Source organism: Halobellus captivus, from assembly GCF_003697845.1.
GTDB lineage: Archaea > Halobacteriota > Halobacteria > Halobacteriales > Haloferacaceae > Halorubrum > Halorubrum glutamatedens.
This window is the reverse complement of record NZ_RDQE01000005.1, coordinates 80,176-99,126: the sequence shown is the minus strand read 5'-3', so window position 1 is coordinate 99,126 and position 18,951 is coordinate 80,176. Positions and strand designations below refer to the sequence as shown.

Here is an 18,951-nt window from a genome sequence, read left to right as displayed (position 1 = left end):
CCGATCCGACGGACACCTTTTTGTAAACGAACCGAGTAGTTCGACCCATGGGACGAATCAGAACTGCGGTCTCACGGGCGAAGTACGCCGCCGTCGGAGCGGCCGTCGGCGCGGCGATCGGCGGACTGGTGAATCGAAACGCGGCGAGCACCGGTGGCGCGCTGGGCGGGCTCGCCGGGGCGACCGTCGGAGAGATCCGGGCCGGCGATTCCAGGCTCTTCGAGGGCGTTCTTTCCGGAAACGACGAGACGGACGATGACGTGGACTTGGAACCGCCGTCCGACGACTAAGGTCGCCGACTCGGGACCGTCGCCGAGGGATCCCCCACTATCGACGCAATGAATCCCCGTCGCTGGACGCCGTTCACGTTCCTCGCGCCCGACCGCTACGTCGACCGCGGCGAGCGGTGGGCGGAGTTCGATCTCGAGGAGTGGTCACGATCGGAGTACGACTGGACGCAGGACCCCTGGAACGGATTCCGGGATTTCGCCCGCCGCCCGCACGAGTGCGTCGAGGCGGGGCGCGGCGACTGTGAAGACTACGCGCTCGTCGCCCTCTCCTGGGCGGTCGCACACGAGCGCGAGGGGGTCGGCATCGCGTTCTGTTGGGACCTCCCGTACCCCTGGCCGCGACACGTGATCGCCTTCGACGACGAGCGCGTGTACTCGTCGGGCGATATCGTCGAGACGAGCGTCGACGAGTGGGTGGCCGACTCCAAGTACGCGTTCTCGGTCAGGCGACACGTGAGCGTGGAGTGACCGACGAAGTCACGGGCGGGGGCGGCGAGGGTTCTACCGAACGAGCACCGACACACCGGGATACCTATACGAGTTCGCCCGCAGTGCTCCGAGTATGACGACCGACGAGAGCGACGCGGGCTGGTTCGCGTCCGTTCCGCCCGACGACCCCGCTGCCGCCCGCGACGCGATCGAACGCGGGAGCGCGGCGTCACCCGCGGACTGGCCGCGTCTCGCCGTCGAGTCCGGCTTCGCGGACGACGTCGACGACTACTACGACCGGCTTCACGAGGCGAGCCTCCACGCCACCCGCGAGGCCGTCGCGGAGCGCGAGCGCGCGGACGACCAGCAGCTGATCCATGCGGTCCGCGCCCTCTGGACGATGGCCAGAATACTAGTATAGATAATTCCGATTAGCTCTATTGAAATATCAATCGGTTAATAGAATCCAGCATAAATCGCCAAGTACAGCAAGCCGAACGGTCTGTTCCACATAATTCAGGAAGGCGTCTCATAGTGATTACTGCGAATAGTTTCTGGACGGTGTCGAAAGACGTCATTTCAACAGCTCTCACCAAAGATGCAGATCGTCACAGCGGTAAAGACTCGAAGTAATCACTATCGGTCATGCTCAACCGCCATTCTTCAGGAATTCAACCCGAGAAGTTTTGCTTCCCGTTAGGGGTGTGCCTAAGTAACTGGCCGTAGAACTCCGGTCGTATTCATCACGGGCACTAGCAACTGATCTAAGCGAGTTAGTTTTACAGTCCATAGACGACCCGTGTGTAGATTTACTTTCACTGACCTTTGCGTCCCTTTTTGTATTCGTTGTTTGAATGATAGGCCGTATGCTTTCCCGCTACAGAGGTGAGTCATCCGGGTGCGTATAATGGCACATCTGTCCGCACGCGCGGATGCCGCTTACCAGAACGACTACCACCACAAGCTGCGCAGCCGTCTCTGGGACGCACTTGAGGGGACCACCTACGGCGAACGACACGACGACGGCGAGCCGCCAGGGTTCGCCTACTCAAACCCGTTTCCCCCCTACGACATGGAGGAGGGTGACGACCGTAAACTGTTGGTCGCTTCGCCAGAGGAGGAGCTACTGGCTAACGTCGCTGCCGATCTGCTTGAAGAGCCGGAGCTGAACATCGGTGAGATGCCGTTCCACGTCGATGACGTGACTTCGCTCGACCCCGATGTTGGCGAACCAGGCACGCGAGGGACGATCGAAACCGGCACTGGCCTCTTGGTTCGGATTCCGCCGTGGCGATGCGAGGAGTACGGGATCGACCATCCCGGCGGCGACACTGCCGTGTTCTGGCGACCAGAGCACTCGATGGAGCCACTGCGTAAGCAGCTGGAGGACAACCTCGATCAGAAACACGACCGCTTCGCCCACGACCACCTGCCGGGGCCGAGCGATGTCGATGGCGATCTGTTCGACGGCTACGAACTCATCAAGACGTTCGCCGTTCCGGTGACCGTCACCGAGGGTCAGGAGATGACCTACGTCCTGAGCAAGTGGGAGTTCTCCTATACGGTTCGGGACGATCATCATCGCCGGCACCTCAATCTCGCGTTGGATTGCGGGCTTGGTGAACGGAACTCGCTGGGACTCGGGTTCGTGAATATCACGGAGAAAACGCGACCAGGCGAGAGCGAACTGGAGGGAGCCGATGCTTTCGCCTGATGAGTTTCGGGAGAAGTACCCAGCAGAGGTATTAGAAGACGAACTTCCGAACTCGCCAATCGGGTCACTTCGAGATCTACAATACCTCTACGGTAAGCTCTACACGCTCGCCACGACAGGTGGCGGCGAGTACGCACCGTATCTCACGCCCGACGCAGCTAGCGATCTCGTTGACACCGATGATAGCCTAATCGTCGTCCGGGTGGACATGTCAGGTGACGAGCCACGGCTGGCTGCTGATCTCGATCCAGTGCTGATAACGAGGTACTCTGACGACCTGATTCAGCAGGTTGGCCACTGTAAGTATTCGGCAGCCGCCGGAATTGATCATAGCGTGACCCACCAAGCCGGTCAGGACAGTGACCCAGAAAAGCTGGCACGCTACGCGAAAGAACGGCTGACAAGGTGGGCTGTCGATGAAGTCGTGACGAAAGCAGCCGACGACCACACCGATGGATGGATTATCGAACGATTAGCTGAACTCGGTGAGGACGAGACCATACTCGAAACGATCGAAGAGACGATCACGCGGAAGCTCGGCGGCGAATCGGCCACATCGCTGTTAACGGTCCAAGTCAAAACCGCGTCGGACGGAGACTACCAGTGGCCCGGTGATCTCGACGTGTTCAACGAGGCGATGCGACAGCGGAAGCTTGCAAAGCTCGTCACGAAGAATAAGGCAGACGATTCGTCGGGAGATGCGACCGACCTCGTTACGGGACTGCCCGCTCGGACGGTCGGAACTTCTGAAGATCCGCAGAACTACTTCCTCGGCAAACAGCTGGAAAAATTCCCTGGACTCGACATCGAAGAAGCGTGGCGTTCACATCCGATTTCGGAGGACGCCGCAATCACCGTGATGAATGCCGGGACGTTCGTCGAAGCCTGTACCTACCGGACGTTCGGCGCGAAGGTGTACTACCTGCCATACGTGTTCGGTCGACTGACAGCCAACAAGGTACATCGGCTGTATGGACTGCTATACCATGCAGTGGAAAACGATGATACAACACCAATCGAAGATGCCTACAAAGATGAACGGGATGCTGATATCAACACCCGAGACCTTCGGTTCTACATTTCGGCAGTCATGCCGCACCAAATGTCTCGATACGACGTGTTCGGCGAGACGCTAAACGGACGTCTCCACTACCCGAAAGAACTCGCGTTTACTCACAACCGTCTTGTCGAAAGTGTCTCGGCATTCAATATGAAATCTGAGGCGGAGTGGACCGCACCGCTTCCAACAAACGAGAAGTGGGGGCTGCTCTCAACGAGCGATGAACAGTTACACGCCGTCTCGACAGGCTGGTACTTCTATCAGACGTTCTCCGAACGCGACGATGACGAAGCCGATGCAGACGATCCACGAATTAAGGCACTCATCAGTGTTCTGAGTGGCGAGCCGATTGCAGTCGACATGCTCCTCGAAGAGTACGTCAACCGAATCGTTGACGAGCAGACCGATGACGACGAACACGAGGGTTTCCCGTCATTTTTGATCGCCAGCCAGTTCGCGCAACTCTGTGCGCTGGCAGACAACGAACTTCAGCTATTGAGACCGACCGATCCGAGTAACGAACCGATTGCACACGAACCAACCTATGACAGATACATCATGCCATCACTAGATGAAATACCAATCGCGGATGGGGGCCACCCTGCCGCACCGAAACTCGAATCGTTCATCAACGAAACGCCTGCACTGTCGCCAGCCCATGACGACGATCCGGATTCCGTGACGAGCCAACGCCGCGGGGCGTTCCTACTCGGCGCACTCGTTGGCGACATCGGAAGTTATCAAGAATATAGCGAAGATCGGTCGACGACACTCGTTGACCAGTATCCAGTCAAATCGATCACTCGATCCCGAATCAAGAAGGTAACACAGGAGACTGTCGCTAAGACGTTGACCTATACGCGTCAGGAAAAGAAACAGCAAGGGAATTATCCCGGCACGAAGGCGGATCACATCGTCGATCGGCTTCGGGATACAATCCTCAAACCCGATCCGGAAGAGTGGGAGATCGAAACCGACGATCTCCGCTTCTACTACGCCCTTGGGGTGACGTATGGAATGAACGACCACCCGTGGAACCGGGACGAAAGCGATGTAGACGAAATCGAGGAGGAACACTAACATGTCCGACACACCTGATCCAGTAACGAACCGCTCAGAAATCGTCTTCCTGTACGATGCCGTTGATGCAAATCCAAACGGCAACCCACTGTCCGGTGCTAACCGGCCGCGAATCGATCCACAAACCCAGCAAGCAATCGTTACCGACGTTCGCCTGAAGCGGTATCTCCGCGACCAACTCGACGATGACGGCCACGGCGTCTACATCCGAAACGTACAGGAAGACGGCGATCAGTACACACGCGGGCAGCTCCTCGAAAATCGGCTCAAGGCTGTCGAGCCCGACGACTACGATCTCGATGATGACGAGGGAGCCGACGAGTTCCGCGACGACGTGTTCGGGGAGTTCCTGAATGAAAGCGTCGACGTGCGATACTTTGGTGCGACGATGTCAGTGGATACCGACGAGGTATATGCCAAGCACCTGCCGGATCACTTCACTGGCCCCGTTCAGTTCTCACCCGGCAAATCGATACACGCCGTCAACGAAAACGAGGAGTACGACAGCCTGACGAGCGTGATCGCCACACAGGAGAACAAACAGCAGGGCGGGTTCGATCTTGACGACCATCGGATTCAGTACGGGCTGATTCGGTTCCACGGACTCGTCGACGAACACGGTGCGGCGGACACAAACCTCACTGAAGCGGATGTCAAACGGCTCGATACGCTGTGCTGGCGCGCGATCAAGAATCAGACTATTAGTCGTAGCAAAGTCGGACAGGAACCGCGGATCTACTTCCGTGTCGAGTACGCCGACGAGAGTTTCCACCTTGGCGGTCTTGACCGTGATCTCGAACTCGACGACGAACATTCGAAACCTGACGAGGAACTTCGAACGGTTCGTGACCTCACGCTTGACGTGACAGGCCTCGTGAATCGACTCGATGGGGCGAGTGACAGAATCAACCAAGTTCGGTTTGTTGCCAGCGACGTATTAGAACTCTCCTACGATGGCGATCTTGGTGGACCAGCGGTGCTTCACGACGCACTCGAAGACGCCCTCGGAGCGGATGCCGTCGAGAAAATCGATGTCTACGACGAACAGACTGCGACACTCCCAAGTGACGACGACACGGCCTAACGATGTCCCAACAATCGCTGGACGGCTGGACGGACGACGAAGACGACGACCAGCCTGATCGCTGTCTCTCGTTTACCGTTCGGGGCCCGTGGGGGCACTTCCGACGGATCGAGGGCAACATCGTCAAGCAAACCTATCGGATCATTCCTCGTACAACCGCTGCTGGACTCCTCGCAGCAGTCCTTGGAATCGAACGGGATGGTTACTACGACCTGTTCGGGCCTGATAACTCAGCAGTCGCAATTGAGCCTGTTCGTGAGATTCGAACGGTTAACATGCCGATGAACACGCTCTCGACTGCTGCTGGAAACTTACAGTCACTCAATGGTCGCGGAAAAATCAGCATCAAACTACCTGACCCGACGACCCTCCGGCAGCAGCACAACTACGAGGTACTGGTCGATCCGGCCTACCGTATCGATATCGCACTCGCTGACGATCAATGGTATTCCGAGCTGCGTAAAACGCTTGCTTCAGGGGAATCTCACTATGTGCCGAGTCTCGGTCTCTCCGAACACCTCGCAGATATCGAGTATCACGGTGAGTTCGATATTGAGGATGGCCCTCAGACCGGCACTATCGAGGTCGATTCGGCCGTACCGAATGCGGTCGACGATGTCGTCCTTGAGGCAGGCACACGCTGTCAGATCGAAGAATCACCAGCGTTTATGAAAGCTGACTCTGGTGGTCGGACAACAACGAGATTCACCAACTACGCGTATAATCCTGATGCCGAGTCTCTCAAAGTTACAAACACGTCAGCTGCCAGTGTCGACGGTCGAACTGTGGTGTTCGTCTGATGTCTGTTCGGTACTCCCACCCACCCGAAGACGGTCATGATGGTGTCCATCTTCAAGAGCATCTGGATGATGTCGCCCGACGAGCCAGTAAAATCGTGCCTGACGAGGCATCAACGCCTGCGGATAAATCGCTACAGCGAGTCGTTAAGACGCTTGCTTACGTTCACGACTTCGGAAAAGCGACGACGTTCTTTCAGGAGTACCTTCGACACAACACCGAACCTGAGTACAAGCCGTGTCGATACCATGCCCCAATCGGCTCGTTCGCAGCGTATTACGCCCTCGACACACAGGGATTTGAAACTGAGACCTGCCTAGCCGGCTTCGTCGCGGTTGCCAAACACCACGGTCGGCTGCCGGATGTGACTCAGTACATCCACAACCGTGCGTACAACTCGGAGAACTCAACGGGGGGTGCCCAGACCAATGCCGAACAGCAACAGGCAGCAATCGCCATGCAGTTGAACGACATCGAAGAACACGTTCCTGAGCTTGCGACCGATATTTTCAACGGTGCAACTGATAGCCACGGGTCGTGGGACGATTTTCGGTATTCGTACAAAGAGCTTCTTGACGAGATTGCCGCTGCTGTTGCCACGGAGAGCGGGACGACAATCAGTCGTGACTCGCTGTCCGATTCCTGTTATGGACTGGTTCTCGAATGCTGGGGATCGCTCGTGCTTGCGGATAAGACGAGTGCAGCGAGCCGGAGCAAGGATGCTAGCTCGGGGGAACCCTACAAAGCAGAACGGCCATCGATGCGGGTATTAGACGAGTACGTTGACGATCTCGAATCGTCATCGCCTGCTGATCCGGATGGCTCCAGAACAGAACGATTGAATCACTACCGGTCACGCGCACGATCAGCTGTCATAGCGAATGCGGAGGAGTTTGCCGAGGGGGGCGGCGGTGTAGCGACGCTCACACTGCCAACCGGTATGGGAAAAACACTCTCCGGGCTGTCGGCCGCACAGACGATCCGTGATAAACTCGGCGGCGAGCGTATCGTCTATGCGTTGCCGTTTACCAGTATCATCGATCAGGTGGTCAATGAGGTCGAAGAAATCTACGAGACTGACACCCTCGGTCGGTTACTGACGGCTCACCACCACCTCTCGGAAACCAAAATCGTCGACGAAGACGACGTAGACGCCGATAAGGCAGACAGGAACGACGACGTGGCCGGGATGCTCGCCGAAAGTTGGCGTGCGGGGCTTACCGTGACAACCTTCGTCCAGCTGTTCGAAAGCCTCGCTGGCCCGGCCAACAAGCAGTCGATGAAGATCTCTGCACTCCGTGACAGCGTTGTGATCCTCGATGAACCACAGAGCCTACCACTTGACTGGTGGAAGCTCATCCCTCGCCTCGTTACAATTCTGACCGAGCAGTACAACGCGACGGTGATCGCTATGACTGCCACGCAGCCACAGCTGTTCGATGCAGGAACCGAGCGAATAGGCAACGTAAGCGAACTGGTCGATGATCCGGATGTATACTTCGAGGCGACCGAACGCGTTCAGTACGAACTCGATGTATCGGCCGAACGGTATCTCGAAACCCAATCCGAGCCGAAAGCATACCCCGACGCAGGAGCCGAACTGCTCAGTGCGGTCGATGCTGGAGCGTCAACCCTTGCCGTCTGTAACACAATTGATAGTGCGCGCACACTCTTTGACGAACTCACTGGTCCCCGACGTTCGCTCCTGAGTGTTGGGGATGTCTATGCCAACGAACTCGAAGCTGCCGATACGACAGCTGACATCGATCCGGAGGCACTCGCTACTCGTATCAAAAACCAAAGCGATGTATCGATACTTCATCTCTCGACGCGTCTTCGTCCGCTAGATCGGCTCAAACTTATCGAAACAGCGAAAGAACTCACTGACGACGAACACGGTCTTATTACAGTCTCGACGCAACTCATTGAGGCCGGTGTTGACATCAGCTTCGACCGCGTCTACCGCGACTTGGCCCCAATCGACAGTATCGTCCAAGCGGCCGGTCGCTGTAATCGGTCGTTTGAACGAGAACAAGGGCGGGTCATCATCTGGTGGCTCGATGTTCCAGACGAGCAGAAAAAAACGCCGGCAGAAGCAGTCTATAATCGCGGAGCGACACTGCTTCCCGTTGCAGCCGAAACGCTGGATTCCATCCGTGAAGCTGATACACCTCTTTCGGAGACAGCGGTTGCCCGCACAGCGGTCACAGAATATTATCGACGACTACATGCCGACAAAAATGTCGGTAAACAGGAATACGTTGAGTATGTCGACGATCTACGTGGAGATAAATTGAGAGAGCTATCGCTGATCGATCAGCGAAACGCAGTGGACATCATCATTTGTCGTACTGAAGCTGAACGGAGGCAGGTAGAACAGGTACGTGACGCGTGGAAGCACTACGAGTTTGACCGTGTTCGTCGACTGATGGATGAGCTCAAAGAGCTACGCGTGTCGATGCCGATCTACCGCGGTGAATCCGATAAGAAGGAAAAAATCGGACAACTGAATCCGGTTCATGAGGACACGGATGTCCTGTGTCTCGATACCCGTGAACACGGATTGAGCCAGTATTTCGACCAGAACACAGGATTCGTTATTCCGGACAGTACCGCGGAGAGGCGAATTATATGACCGACGCTGATCCGGTCGATCGACTCCTCGCCACAGCTCGCGGCAAGCCGGTTGACGACCCGTTCCGCGTGACGGGCGTCATGATACAGTACTACTACGTCTGTAAGCGCGAACTTTGGTTCGAGAGCCGGAATCTCGAAATCGACCGCGAGAACCCGACTGTCGTTCGTGGCACTCGCGTCGACGACACGGCCTACAGCGACAAGCGGGAAAACCTCCACCTCGGGATGATCTCACTCGATCTGTTGGACGACGGCCGCGTCGTCGAGGTCAAACCCTCCTCAACGCTGACTGAACCGGCCGAGATGCAGCTGTCGTACTACCTCTGGTATCTCGACCGTGTGGCCGACATCCAGCGAGATGGCGTCTTGGCCCATCCCCGAGAACGCAAACGAGAGCCTGTCGACCTTACTGACGAACGAAGAGAGAAAATCAAAACGGCGATCCGTGGGATTCATGACATCGTCAGTCAGTCCTCGCCGCCACCGGCCGAGGAAAAACCGTTCTGTGACTCGTGTGCGTACCACGACTTCTGTTGGTGTTAACCATGGACCGAAACTACCACGTCTTTTCGGACGGCCGACTCGAACGAAGCGACGACACGCTCAGACTCGTTCCCGACGACGGGGGCGACAAGAAGTACATCCCAATCGAGAACGCCGAGGCGTTCTTCCTCCATGGCCAGATCGATTTCAACACGCGGCTGATGTCGTTTCTCAACGACCGCACAGTCGCACTCCACGTCTTCGGGTGGGAGGATTACTACTCGGGTTCAGTGATGCCGAAACGCGGGCAGACCTCCGGAAAGACCGTCGTCAACCAAGTACGCGCCTACGAGGATAGCAAACATCGACGACAGCTCGCCGCCGCGATTGTGAGGGGAAGCATCCACAATATGCGGACAAATGTCGTCTACTACAACGGCCGGGATTGCGATCTCGACGATGTCATCGATGATCTGGAAGCGGCAGCCGCACGTGTCGACGACTCACTTCCTATCGATGAACTACTGGGTACCGAAGCGACGGCGAGAAAAGCCTACTACCGGAGCTTCAACGAAATCCTTCCAAGCGAGTTCCAGCTCAGCCGACGAAAGTACAACCCACCACCCAACGAGATCAACAGCCTCATCTCGTTCGGTAATTCGCTGGTCTATGCCAACTGCGTCTCGGCGATCCGGGCGACCGCACTCGATCCGACGATCAGTTACCTCCACGAGCCAGGGGAGCGACGGTACTCGTTGTCGCTCGATATCGCGGACCTGTTCAAACCCGTGCTCGCTGATCGGGTCCTATTCCGGTTGGTGAACCGAAACCAGATTTCAGATGCCGATTTCGAGACGGAACTAGGCTCCTGTCTGTTGAACGAGTCCGGACGAAAGACGTACACGAAGGCATTCGAAGAAACGTTGGAACGGACTGTTGAGCACCCGAACCTGAACCGGAAGGTCAGCTATCAATACCTGATGCGGCTCGAAGCGTACAAAATGAAGAAGCACTTGCTCACTGGTGAGGAATACGATCCGTTCCAACGGTGGTGGTGACATGTACGTTGTGATGGTCTACGACTTGGAAGCCGACCGCACGCAGAAGGCTCTCAAACTCGGTCGGCGGTACCTGACCCATGTCCAGAACTCAGTACTCGAAGGGGAGATCTCAGAAGGTGATCTGGCTACGCTGAAAGACGAGATTGATGACCTGCTAATCCCCGGTGAGTCAACGATTATCTATGAGCTATCTTCCGATACACTCCTTAATCGGACGGTATATGGTGACGATCCAACCGAAGGCCAGCGGTTTCTATAACCAGTTCCGTCGACCCCCACGGGTGACGCGGCCTATTGAGGGTTGACGGAAGCTCTTTACTGTATCCACACGTTAGCAGGCGTATGCCCCGGAAATCGGGCATGGTTTCAGACGAACCCTCGTGGGGTTGAAGCTCCGCGTCTCTCCCGTTGTTTCCGTGTCTCATAGGTGTTTCAGACGAACCCTCGTGGGGTTGAAGCGATCCCAATATCACGGACACGGAAATCGAGTCGGTTTCAGACGAACCCTCGTGGGGTTGAAGCGATCCCTAACCACACCCACCCACAAGAACCCGGTAGTTTCAGACGAACCCTCGTGGGGTTGAAGCTGGTCCGCGATCTATCGCCTCGTCGCTCACGACAAGGGTTTCAGACGAACCCTCGTGGGGTTGAAGCGACGTCGACGCGTGGCTCGACAAGCCCTATCAGGAGTTTCAGACGAACCCTCGTGGGGTTGAAGCACTCGCTCGCGACGCGCCCCGTTGAGGTGCGACACCCGTTTCAGACGAACCCTCGTGGGGTTGAAGCACGACGTGCGGACTAAACCCGTCCCGTCGCAGTTGCTCGTTTCAGACGAACCCTCGTGGGGTTGAAGCGGCACGAACGAAGAGGACGCCTAACGCCGTGGATGGGGTTTCAGACGAACCCTCGTGGGGTTGAAGCTCTTGCGGGAGTACCGCGAGTCGTTCGACGCGCATAGTTTCAGACGAACCCTCGTGGGGTTGAAGCGGGCAACTCGGCCTCGCCACGCGCATGGGCCTGTTCGTTTCAGACGAACCCTCGTGGGGTTGAAGCCCACGCACCGACGACACACCCGAGACGGCCGCGGGTTTCAGACGAACCCTCGTGGGGTTGAAGCCAGTGGCGAACGGCCTCGGAATGGACGCGGCTATGTTTCAGACGAACCCTCGTGGGGTTGAAGCTTGCCCGTATCTCCGTCCCAGTCGCATGCGACGCCGGTTTCAGACGAACCCTCGTGGGGTTGAAGCGAGGACCAACTCGCGGAGGACACCGACGCCGTGGGTTTCAGACGAACCCTCGTGGGGTTGAAGCGGTACGGACGGACCAAGCACAGGCGCTCAAGGACAGTTTCAGACGAACCCTCGTGGGGTTGAAGCGCGCTCTACGTCCGACCCACTCCCCGAGACACTACGTTTCAGACGAACCCTCGTGGGGTTGAAGCTGGAGAACGAGCCACGTCGGGATGACGACCGCGACGGTTTCAGACGAACCCTCGTGGGGTTGAAGCTTGGCCATCGGTGTCGCGGGCTTGAAACTCTAACGTTTCAGACGAACCCTCGTGGGGTTGAAGCGGACCGCGCGGCAAGAAATCGTCCGCCAACTCCGCGAGTTTCAGACGAACCCTCGTGGGGTTGAAGCCCGAGTCGGCCGCTTTGATGGCAGTCTTGATGTGCTCGTTTCAGACGAACCCTCGTGGGGTTGAAGCAGAACGCGGCGACCCGGACGATCGACGAGGCGGTTGTTTCAGACGAACCCTCGTGGGGTTGAAGCGATGACATCGACGCCATCTGGCTCTCCGAGCAGCCTGTTTCAGACGAACCCTCGTGGGGTTGAAGCGCGTAACGCTCGTGGAGCGTCACCAGCACGTCGATCGTTTCAGACGAACCCTCGTGGGGTTGAAGCAGGTCTGATGGTTCGATGTTGCCCGATTGCCTCAGGTTTCAGACGAACCCTCGTGGGGTTGAAGCTCGGGGCTCTCGACCGGGCGTAGCGTCGCGTCGATCGGTTTCAGACGAACCCTCGTGGGGTTGAAGCCCCGCGCGCTCGGAGTAGTCGACTTCGTATAGCGGGTTTCAGACGAACCCTCGTGGGGTTGAAGCGATCGGGGGGACTGGAACGACGTATATCGGCAGACAGTTTCAGACGAACCCTCGTGGGGTTGAAGCTGTACGTGGTGTAAAAGCGCGACTCCAGAAACAGCGGTTTCAGACGAACCCTCGTGGGGTTGAAGCCTCGCCCGGCTGGCCGAGCGTGACAGCGATCCATAGTTTCAGACGAACCCTCGTGGGGTTGAAGCGATGTCCAACACGCCGTAGTCCGAGTTGGGGACGGGTTTCAGACGAACCCTCGTGGGGTTGAAGCGAGACGACGGCAAAGCGCTCGCTGTCTCCGGCGAGTTTCAGACGAACCCTCGTGGGGTTGAAGCCCCTTCCAGGAGGCCGAGGCCGCCGCGGGCGGCAACGGTTTCAGACGAACCCTCGTGGGGTTGAAGCCGTCCTGGTGTCTTGTACTGCGTGTCGTCTGGTGAGCGTTTCAGACGAACCCTCGTGGGGTTGAAGCCCGTCGATCTCGGAGTGGTCGGTGTCGACGGCGTCCGTTTCAGACGAACCCTCGTGGGGTTGAAGCCTCGCGTGGGGGCTAACGGCCTTGCTCGGCGGAGCGGTTTCAGACGAACCCTCGTGGGGTTGAAGCCGCCGGCTCATCGACGAGCGGGCGAAACGCGAGACGGTTTCAGACGAACCCTCGTGGGGTTGAAGCCGCCGGCTCATCGACGAGCGGGCGAAACGCGAGACGGTTTCAGACGAACCCTCGTGGGGTTGAAGCGGGCGAGGAACATCCACTTTGGAAACCCGAACAAGTTTCAGACGAACCCTCGTGGGGTTGAAGCCCCCGGCGTTCGATCCACCGGCGGCGGTCGAACCGCGTTTCAGACGAACCCTCGTGGGGTTGAAGCGACAGCTCGAATCTCGATGAGGGGCTCTACGACTGTTTCAGACGAACCCTCGTGGGGTTGAAGCGGGCCAACTCCCCGAGTCGATCCGGTCGTCCAGTTTCAGACGAACCCTCGTGGGGTTGAAGCTTGTCGATGTCGTTTAGGTCGATAGCCTCTCGGTTGTTTCAGACGAACCCTCGTGGGGTTGAAGCCCCGTCGGAGATCGTGAACTCGGAGAACGTCGCGGTTTCAGACGAACCCTCGTGGGGTTGAAGCGGGGTGGCCGTCCGCGTCCCCCGCGTCTCTGCCTGGTTTCAGACGAACCCTCGTGGGGTTGAAGCGACTCCGCGGGTGGGTGTCCCCTCGTGTGGGGGAGTGGTTTCAGACGAACCCTCGTGGGGTTGAAGCACGCCGCGACGTTCGACGAAGGCGCGGAGCTGGTCCGGTTTCAGACGAACCCTCGTGGGGTTGAAGCGAGGTACCACGTCGAGGACGGCGCTCGCATCGGGCCGGTTTCAGACGAACCCTCGTGGGGTTGAAGCCCGTTATCATGGAGTAGCGTCCACTCAAACGCCGGGTTTCAGACGAACCCTCGTGGGGTTGAAGCGCCCGTCACCTCCCCCAGCGTCACCTGCTCGTGGGCCGTTTCAGACGAACCCTCGTGGGGTTGAAGCGATCCACGTCGACACGGTCCGGTCGAGCTCGCCCGTTTCAGACGAACCCTCGTGGGATTGAAGCAGGAACCATCCGATCCGAGTCGCCGACCGCAATAGTTTCAGACGAACCCTCGTAGGATAGAAGTTTGACGGAACCTGCGGCTCGACGGAGGTACGAACACGAAAAGAGGTCATCATATACTCGACCGGCCAAAACGGAAGGTGTGACTCACGAGATCAGGTTCACCATCCAACTCCTCGCATACCTGGATATCGGGGTTGTTACACAAAGCGAAGACGAGTATCGAGTTACCACCGACTACGAGAACGAGGTCCAGCTGGTGCGGTCACTTGAAACACTGTCCAATCTTCTGCCGAAGATGGGGGCAGCTAACAACCTGATCGACCGTTTTCGGCGTTTCCGATCGATCAACGCTGTCGAATCCAAGTATTATGCGTATTCCTTCTCGCCGGGGCCTCTCCTCCAAGAACCGAGTATCGCCGGCGCACTCCACCAAGGAAGTCACACTACCCTCTAGTATTGTCGATAGTAGCTGACCAATATATTGACCGATTTCGACATCTCTGCTGGATCAAAATCGTTGAATCCGGATGTTATGAAGATTTTCCAACCTCCGGTTTTCGGAGTTCAAATGATTTCCAATCCTCGCTAGGGTCACTCCCCGGAGCAGCCTCGGGGTCTCCGACCAATTCTTGGGGGATTGCCAGAGTCTCTTCCCAAAGAACCGAGACCGTTGGCACGTCCCTCGAAGATGTCGTACTGTATCCTAGTATAGTTAGTAGCTGCTGATTTGGATACCTCCTGATTTCGACGTTTCTGGTCGATCAAAACTGCCAAATTCAGAGATATTGATTCCTCCCCTCTCTCGTCTCCGGAAACCCAAGTGATGTCCGGTTCGTACCCGGATGATCTCCCGACGTATCCCCGGAATCCCCGACCAATTCTTCCGGACAGTTGGGGACTGTTTCCCTCAGGATCCACGTACTATCTGTAAGGCTCCTCAAGGATACCAAATTACGCCGGCCCCTGATCGGGAGCAACTGATCATCGCTTCGCGTGATTTCACTGTTTTAGGCCGAGCAGAACTGCCAAATTCGGATATTTAGAAGGCCTCCTGTTCGTGTTCTCGACGTGGGAGGGAATGCTCCCGGCGTCTGTCGGGACTATCCCAGGGTAACAGGGAAAAGCTCCGAGCAATATACCTGGGAAGTACTCGAGGTCACTTCCCCCGAGATCCCCGACCAATTCTCCCGGGGCGTTACCCGTGAAGTCCGGCGGACTCGAAAGCGTCGTCGACAACGGAGGGTGTAGAGGCGTTGAGATAGGGTTGATGGCTTGAAAGAAATCTCACCTGCCGACCTACATTACCACCGTGGTTTCATCGACTGAAACACTTCTTTGAGACCGACTGATGGGATCGCCAAGAGGTCGCCGTCGATGAGACGAAAATCAAAATCGACGGCGACGAGCATTTCGTCTGGGCGGCAGTCGATTGTGAGGCGTTCTACCTTGACACCATTCCACACCTATATCGAGAAAGATAACCAATTCCTCGACGGTGAGCTTGGTTTCCAGTGAATTACCAATTCCGAGATCTCGTCACCAATTCTGCCTACAGAATACCCAGAGGAGTTGGTAGAGGTGTTTGAAAAATATACTTTTATCCATCAAAAAGTCATATACATACAATAATATACCACAAGTCTCACGGGATTGGTGATATAATCTCCACCAACCACCAATTCGCACTAATCTATATATACACTACTGACCAGACGGCGAACGTGGAGACATCACCGACAAAGGCGTTCGCCACCCGCATCACCGCCTCAGAAGCAGCACAGATCGAAGACGCACTTGAGGATACAAACTGGACAAAGTCGGGGTTCGTTCGACGAACGATTCGGTATTACGTCAAACAGAACCCCGACGAAATTCGAGCGTTCTACGCCGAGGATTCGCTGGAGCAGTTCGTTACAGAGTTGGTCGAATAATGGCGACAAACGTGATCCCGGCAATTGTCCGCGAAGAGCCAGAAGGTCGAACGGCACGTATCGCACGCAATGCGAAGGGCGATCTATCGGCGTTGCAGTATTCCTCACGTCGGAAGAAATCGAATCATTGGGAGTCAATACAGCTGTAGCGGATGCAGTAGAGCTCCAAATCAGGGACGATGAAGCTCATTTCCTCCCGATCAGCTGGAAGGATGATGAGTAGCAAGGAAAGCAGTTCCAAGTCAATAGTGGGAACCGAATATGGTAACATAACCGCATGCGGTTATTTTATCACAGATGAACCACATACGGTAAGGTACATGGCGATAACTGGCTTCCAATCAATGGCAGACGAACGCAGGGGCCTGTTGACTGAACGGGAGCGTGAGATCATCTCTGGCGATGCGGACGTGAACGACGAGTACTACTACTCAGTCGTAAGTCGGGTCCGGCGAAAAATTGATAACCTCTCTCGGGACGCAGCACTCCTTGAAGAGCATCACCCGGACCTCAGTGAGGAACTTCGAGAGGCTGTCTCTGACGACGACAGTGAGGAAGACGATGAGTAGCCCCTCCAGAATCACCATCGCGCACTTGCTTCAGCTAGCCCACAAATAGACGATGGGGGACGACTACAAACAGGCTGCGACCTACCCATCTGAGGAGCAGTACGACCGATGGGAAAATCAGTGCGAAGAACTCGGGATGCGATCAATGTCGGAGTTCATGGAGGCGATGGTCGAAGCCGGGCTGAAGAAGTTCGACACCAGCAACGTAGAACCAGACGAAACGAATCGGGAACTACGTCAGCAACGGAACGAACTGAAGACCGAACTGGACCGGGCCCGTGAGAGGATTGGCGATTTAGAGGAAGCAGTCTACAACAGCGAGCGGAGAGAAGTCAAGGAATACGTTGCTGAGAATCCGGGAGCGATCTACGACGAAATTATCCAACACCTAGTTGAGACAGTCCCCGCCCGAGTTACGACACACTTGGATGAGATGGAGGGTGATGACCTCCGCGTAGAAGACGAACAGTACTATCTCCAGGACGAGATCGCCCGAGACGTTGAGGAAGCATAGTCATGGCTGCACCGAAAAATCGTCCCCGACTTTCGAACGACGTACGCCAGCGAATGGGCGTGTACAAGGATATTGATAGCGTCCCGACGAAATATCGTCTCCAAAACCACGAACCTGCCTATGCAGATCGGGATGTGTGGGCGAACTACTTCGAAGAGAAGACTGCGGTATTCAACACTAAATCTACTCGGGACCGCTACGAGAAAGCAGGTCGGTACCTTCAGAACTTCATGCAGAAGGCTGGCCGACATCACGCGTTGGCCGCTCCCGAACACATCGAGGGATATCTGACTGGTCTGCGGGATGGCGAAGTCGGGAGGCGTAACCAACCTCGGAAGCTCCAGACGGTGTATTTCGAGTACTTCCAGCCGCTGGAAGAGTTCTACACCTGGCTCCAGTGGCATACCGACCACCCGCACGTGTATCATCCCGTGTTGATGGCCGTCGCAGCTGGGGGATTCGCCCGAAAGGTGTGGGATCGAAAGTTAGAGCAAAACGACAAACGTTGAATCCATGTCCGAAAACGACCGCCAAGCACTAGCAGACGCCTTCGACCGAGAGATAGACCCATTAGCAGACCACGCTTCGACGTTCGATCACGTCGATGTCGACGTGTTCGGCTTGTTCATTGAAGATGTACTGAAACCAAAGGATCCCGCAGAGGGGACCATAGTCTCCTATGAGCGAACGATCGAGGAGTGGAGCGAGTTCATGCAAGGAGAGGGTCGCCACCCTGCCTGTCCCCATGAAGACCACGTTAAGCGATTCGTTCGTCGGGAACTGGATGAAAAGGGGAACACCCGACGGACGGCGAAGAAGAAGCTCTGGGAACTGAACAAAATCTACAAGTACTGGCAGAACGGGGCGGAGTTTCCGCATCCAGTAGATTACAACCCGTTCATGATCGCGAAAAAGAAACTGTCTCTCTCAACTCGGCGAGTGAAGGAACCGCCCCGAATTCCGGTTGAGGACCTACGGGGGATAGTCCGAGACGTGAAGCACATTCGGGACCGCGCGTTCATCGTAACACAGCTCAAACTAGGTCTGCGCGCCAGCGAGATGGCGAACATCAAGATTAGCGAGCTGAACATCACCAACAGCGAGGTGGCCGATCATTACCCGGAGATGGGAACCTCACCGCAGGTCTCTCGGTTTGAGAATGCTGTCTACATCCCCCACGATCGTAAAGGGAATAAATCAAAACGCCCCCGAATTCTCCCTGTTGACGAGGAACTTCGCCGACTTTGGATGAACTATCTACTCATCCGGCCTGACAATGAGCAGCCATGGTTGTTCCTCTCTCGTACGAGCCACTCACAGGTAGACGACGAAGCAATTAACCTCGCTTGGAAGCGCCACTTCCATCCGGAGTATGAGGAAACACAGCAGCACAGGGCAGTTACCTCGCACTACGGTCGCCACCGGTTCACTACGTTCTGGCGTGTTGAGCAGGACCTGAATCGGGAATTAATCAAGTACATGCGAGGGGATACCTCAGCTGGTGGGACTACGGATCCCGCTGGTGGGATTGACCACTATATACACAGCTACTATGAGGATATCGAACCTCTCTACCGCGAGCGTATCTACAAATTTGGAATATAGCCAAAAAGAATTCTATTCTTTAG

16 protein-coding genes, 1 pseudogene and 1 CRISPR repeat array are annotated in these 18,951 nt (G+C 56.4%); all 17 genes and pseudogenes read left to right on the top strand.

Annotated features, from left to right (window positions below):
- The first annotated feature begins 47 nt into the window (after window positions 1–47).
- The 17 genes and pseudogenes from EAO78_RS07300 (at window position 48) to EAO78_RS07215 (ending at window position 18,928) form a co-directional block, all read left to right on the top strand.
- Complete coding sequence (locus EAO78_RS07300) at window positions 48–290, top strand: hypothetical protein (protein ID WP_122105197.1); 243 nt, start codon at window positions 48–50, stop codon at window positions 288–290.
- 48 nt (window positions 291–338) lie between these two features.
- Window positions 339–758 carry a hypothetical protein gene (locus EAO78_RS07295; protein ID WP_122105196.1) on the top strand — a complete coding sequence of 140 codons (420 nt, stop codon included), beginning with the start codon at window positions 339–341 and terminating at the stop codon, window positions 756–758.
- 94 nt (window positions 759–852) lie between these two features.
- Window positions 853–1,113 (top strand): annotated as a pseudogene (locus EAO78_RS07290) (NOP5/NOP56 family protein); the annotation flags it as partial.
- Between the two features lie 513 nt (window positions 1,114–1,626).
- Window positions 1,627–2,433, top strand: a complete 807-nt coding sequence (gene cas6, locus EAO78_RS07285; RefSeq protein WP_122105195.1) for a CRISPR-associated endoribonuclease Cas6 — start codon at window positions 1,627–1,629, stop codon at window positions 2,431–2,433.
- The gene (gene cas8b, locus EAO78_RS07280) at window positions 2,420–4,573 is read left to right on the top strand and encodes a type I-B CRISPR-associated protein Cas8b/Csh1 (RefSeq protein WP_122105194.1); all 2,154 of its coding nucleotides are present in this window, start codon (window positions 2,420–2,422) and stop codon (window positions 4,571–4,573) included. Before cas6 ends, cas8b begins: the two co-directional genes overlap by 14 nt.
- Before the next feature lies 1 nt (window position 4,574).
- On the top strand, window positions 4,575–5,657 hold the full coding sequence (cas7b, locus tag EAO78_RS07275) for a type I-B CRISPR-associated protein Cas7/Csh2 (protein WP_122105193.1): 1,083 nt from the start codon (window positions 4,575–4,577) through the stop codon (window positions 5,655–5,657).
- A gap of 2 nt (window positions 5,658–5,659) precedes the next feature.
- Window positions 5,660–6,457 (top strand): type I-B CRISPR-associated protein Cas5b, encoded by a 798-nt coding sequence (cas5b, locus tag EAO78_RS07270; RefSeq protein WP_122105192.1) that lies wholly within the window; start codon window positions 5,660–5,662, stop codon window positions 6,455–6,457.
- The gene (locus tag EAO78_RS07265) at window positions 6,457–9,090 is read left to right on the top strand and encodes a CRISPR-associated endonuclease Cas3'' (RefSeq protein WP_122105191.1); all 2,634 of its coding nucleotides are present in this window, start codon (window positions 6,457–6,459) and stop codon (window positions 9,088–9,090) included. The genes cas5b and EAO78_RS07265 overlap by 1 nt, the downstream gene beginning before the upstream one ends.
- A complete protein-coding gene (locus EAO78_RS07260; protein ID WP_122105190.1) occupies window positions 9,087–9,635 on the top strand; it encodes a CRISPR-associated protein Cas4 in 549 nt (182 codons plus the stop codon). Before EAO78_RS07265 ends, EAO78_RS07260 begins: the two co-directional genes overlap by 4 nt.
- A gap of 2 nt (window positions 9,636–9,637) precedes the next feature.
- Window positions 9,638–10,633, top strand: coding sequence for a type I-B CRISPR-associated endonuclease Cas1b (gene cas1b, locus EAO78_RS07255; RefSeq protein WP_122105189.1), 996 nt, complete (start codon window positions 9,638–9,640; stop codon window positions 10,631–10,633).
- Window position 10,634: 1 nt separating this feature from the next.
- Window positions 10,635–10,895: a CRISPR-associated endonuclease Cas2 gene (gene cas2 / locus EAO78_RS07250; RefSeq protein ID WP_122105188.1), complete on the top strand. Its 261-nt coding sequence runs from the start codon at window positions 10,635–10,637 to the stop codon at window positions 10,893–10,895.
- A 104-nt stretch (window positions 10,896–10,999) separates the two neighbouring features.
- A CRISPR array of direct repeats spans window positions 11,000–14,370; the repeat unit is 30 nt; unit sequence GTTTCAGACGAACCCTCGTGGGGTTGAAGC.
- A gap of 78 nt (window positions 14,371–14,448) precedes the next feature.
- Window positions 14,449–14,763 carry a hypothetical protein gene (locus EAO78_RS07245; protein ID WP_122105187.1) on the top strand — a complete coding sequence of 105 codons (315 nt, stop codon included), beginning with the start codon at window positions 14,449–14,451 and terminating at the stop codon, window positions 14,761–14,763.
- A gap of 1,267 nt (window positions 14,764–16,030) precedes the next feature.
- Window positions 16,031–16,240 (top strand): hypothetical protein, encoded by a 210-nt coding sequence (locus tag EAO78_RS07235; protein ID WP_122105186.1) that lies wholly within the window; start codon window positions 16,031–16,033, stop codon window positions 16,238–16,240.
- Between the two features lie 215 nt (window positions 16,241–16,455).
- Complete coding sequence (locus tag EAO78_RS18670; RefSeq protein ID WP_343032408.1) at window positions 16,456–16,809, top strand: hypothetical protein; 354 nt, start codon at window positions 16,456–16,458, stop codon at window positions 16,807–16,809.
- A gap of 52 nt (window positions 16,810–16,861) precedes the next feature.
- Window positions 16,862–17,323 (top strand): hypothetical protein, encoded by a 462-nt coding sequence (locus EAO78_RS07225; protein WP_122105185.1) that lies wholly within the window; start codon window positions 16,862–16,864, stop codon window positions 17,321–17,323.
- Window positions 17,324–17,376: 53 nt separating this feature from the next.
- Window positions 17,377–17,832 (top strand): hypothetical protein, encoded by a 456-nt coding sequence (locus EAO78_RS07220; RefSeq protein WP_122105184.1) that lies wholly within the window; start codon window positions 17,377–17,379, stop codon window positions 17,830–17,832.
- 4 nt (window positions 17,833–17,836) lie between these two features.
- Complete coding sequence (locus EAO78_RS07215; protein ID WP_122105183.1) at window positions 17,837–18,928, top strand: tyrosine-type recombinase/integrase; 1,092 nt, start codon at window positions 17,837–17,839, stop codon at window positions 18,926–18,928.
- Window positions 18,929–18,951: the final 23 nt, after the last annotated feature.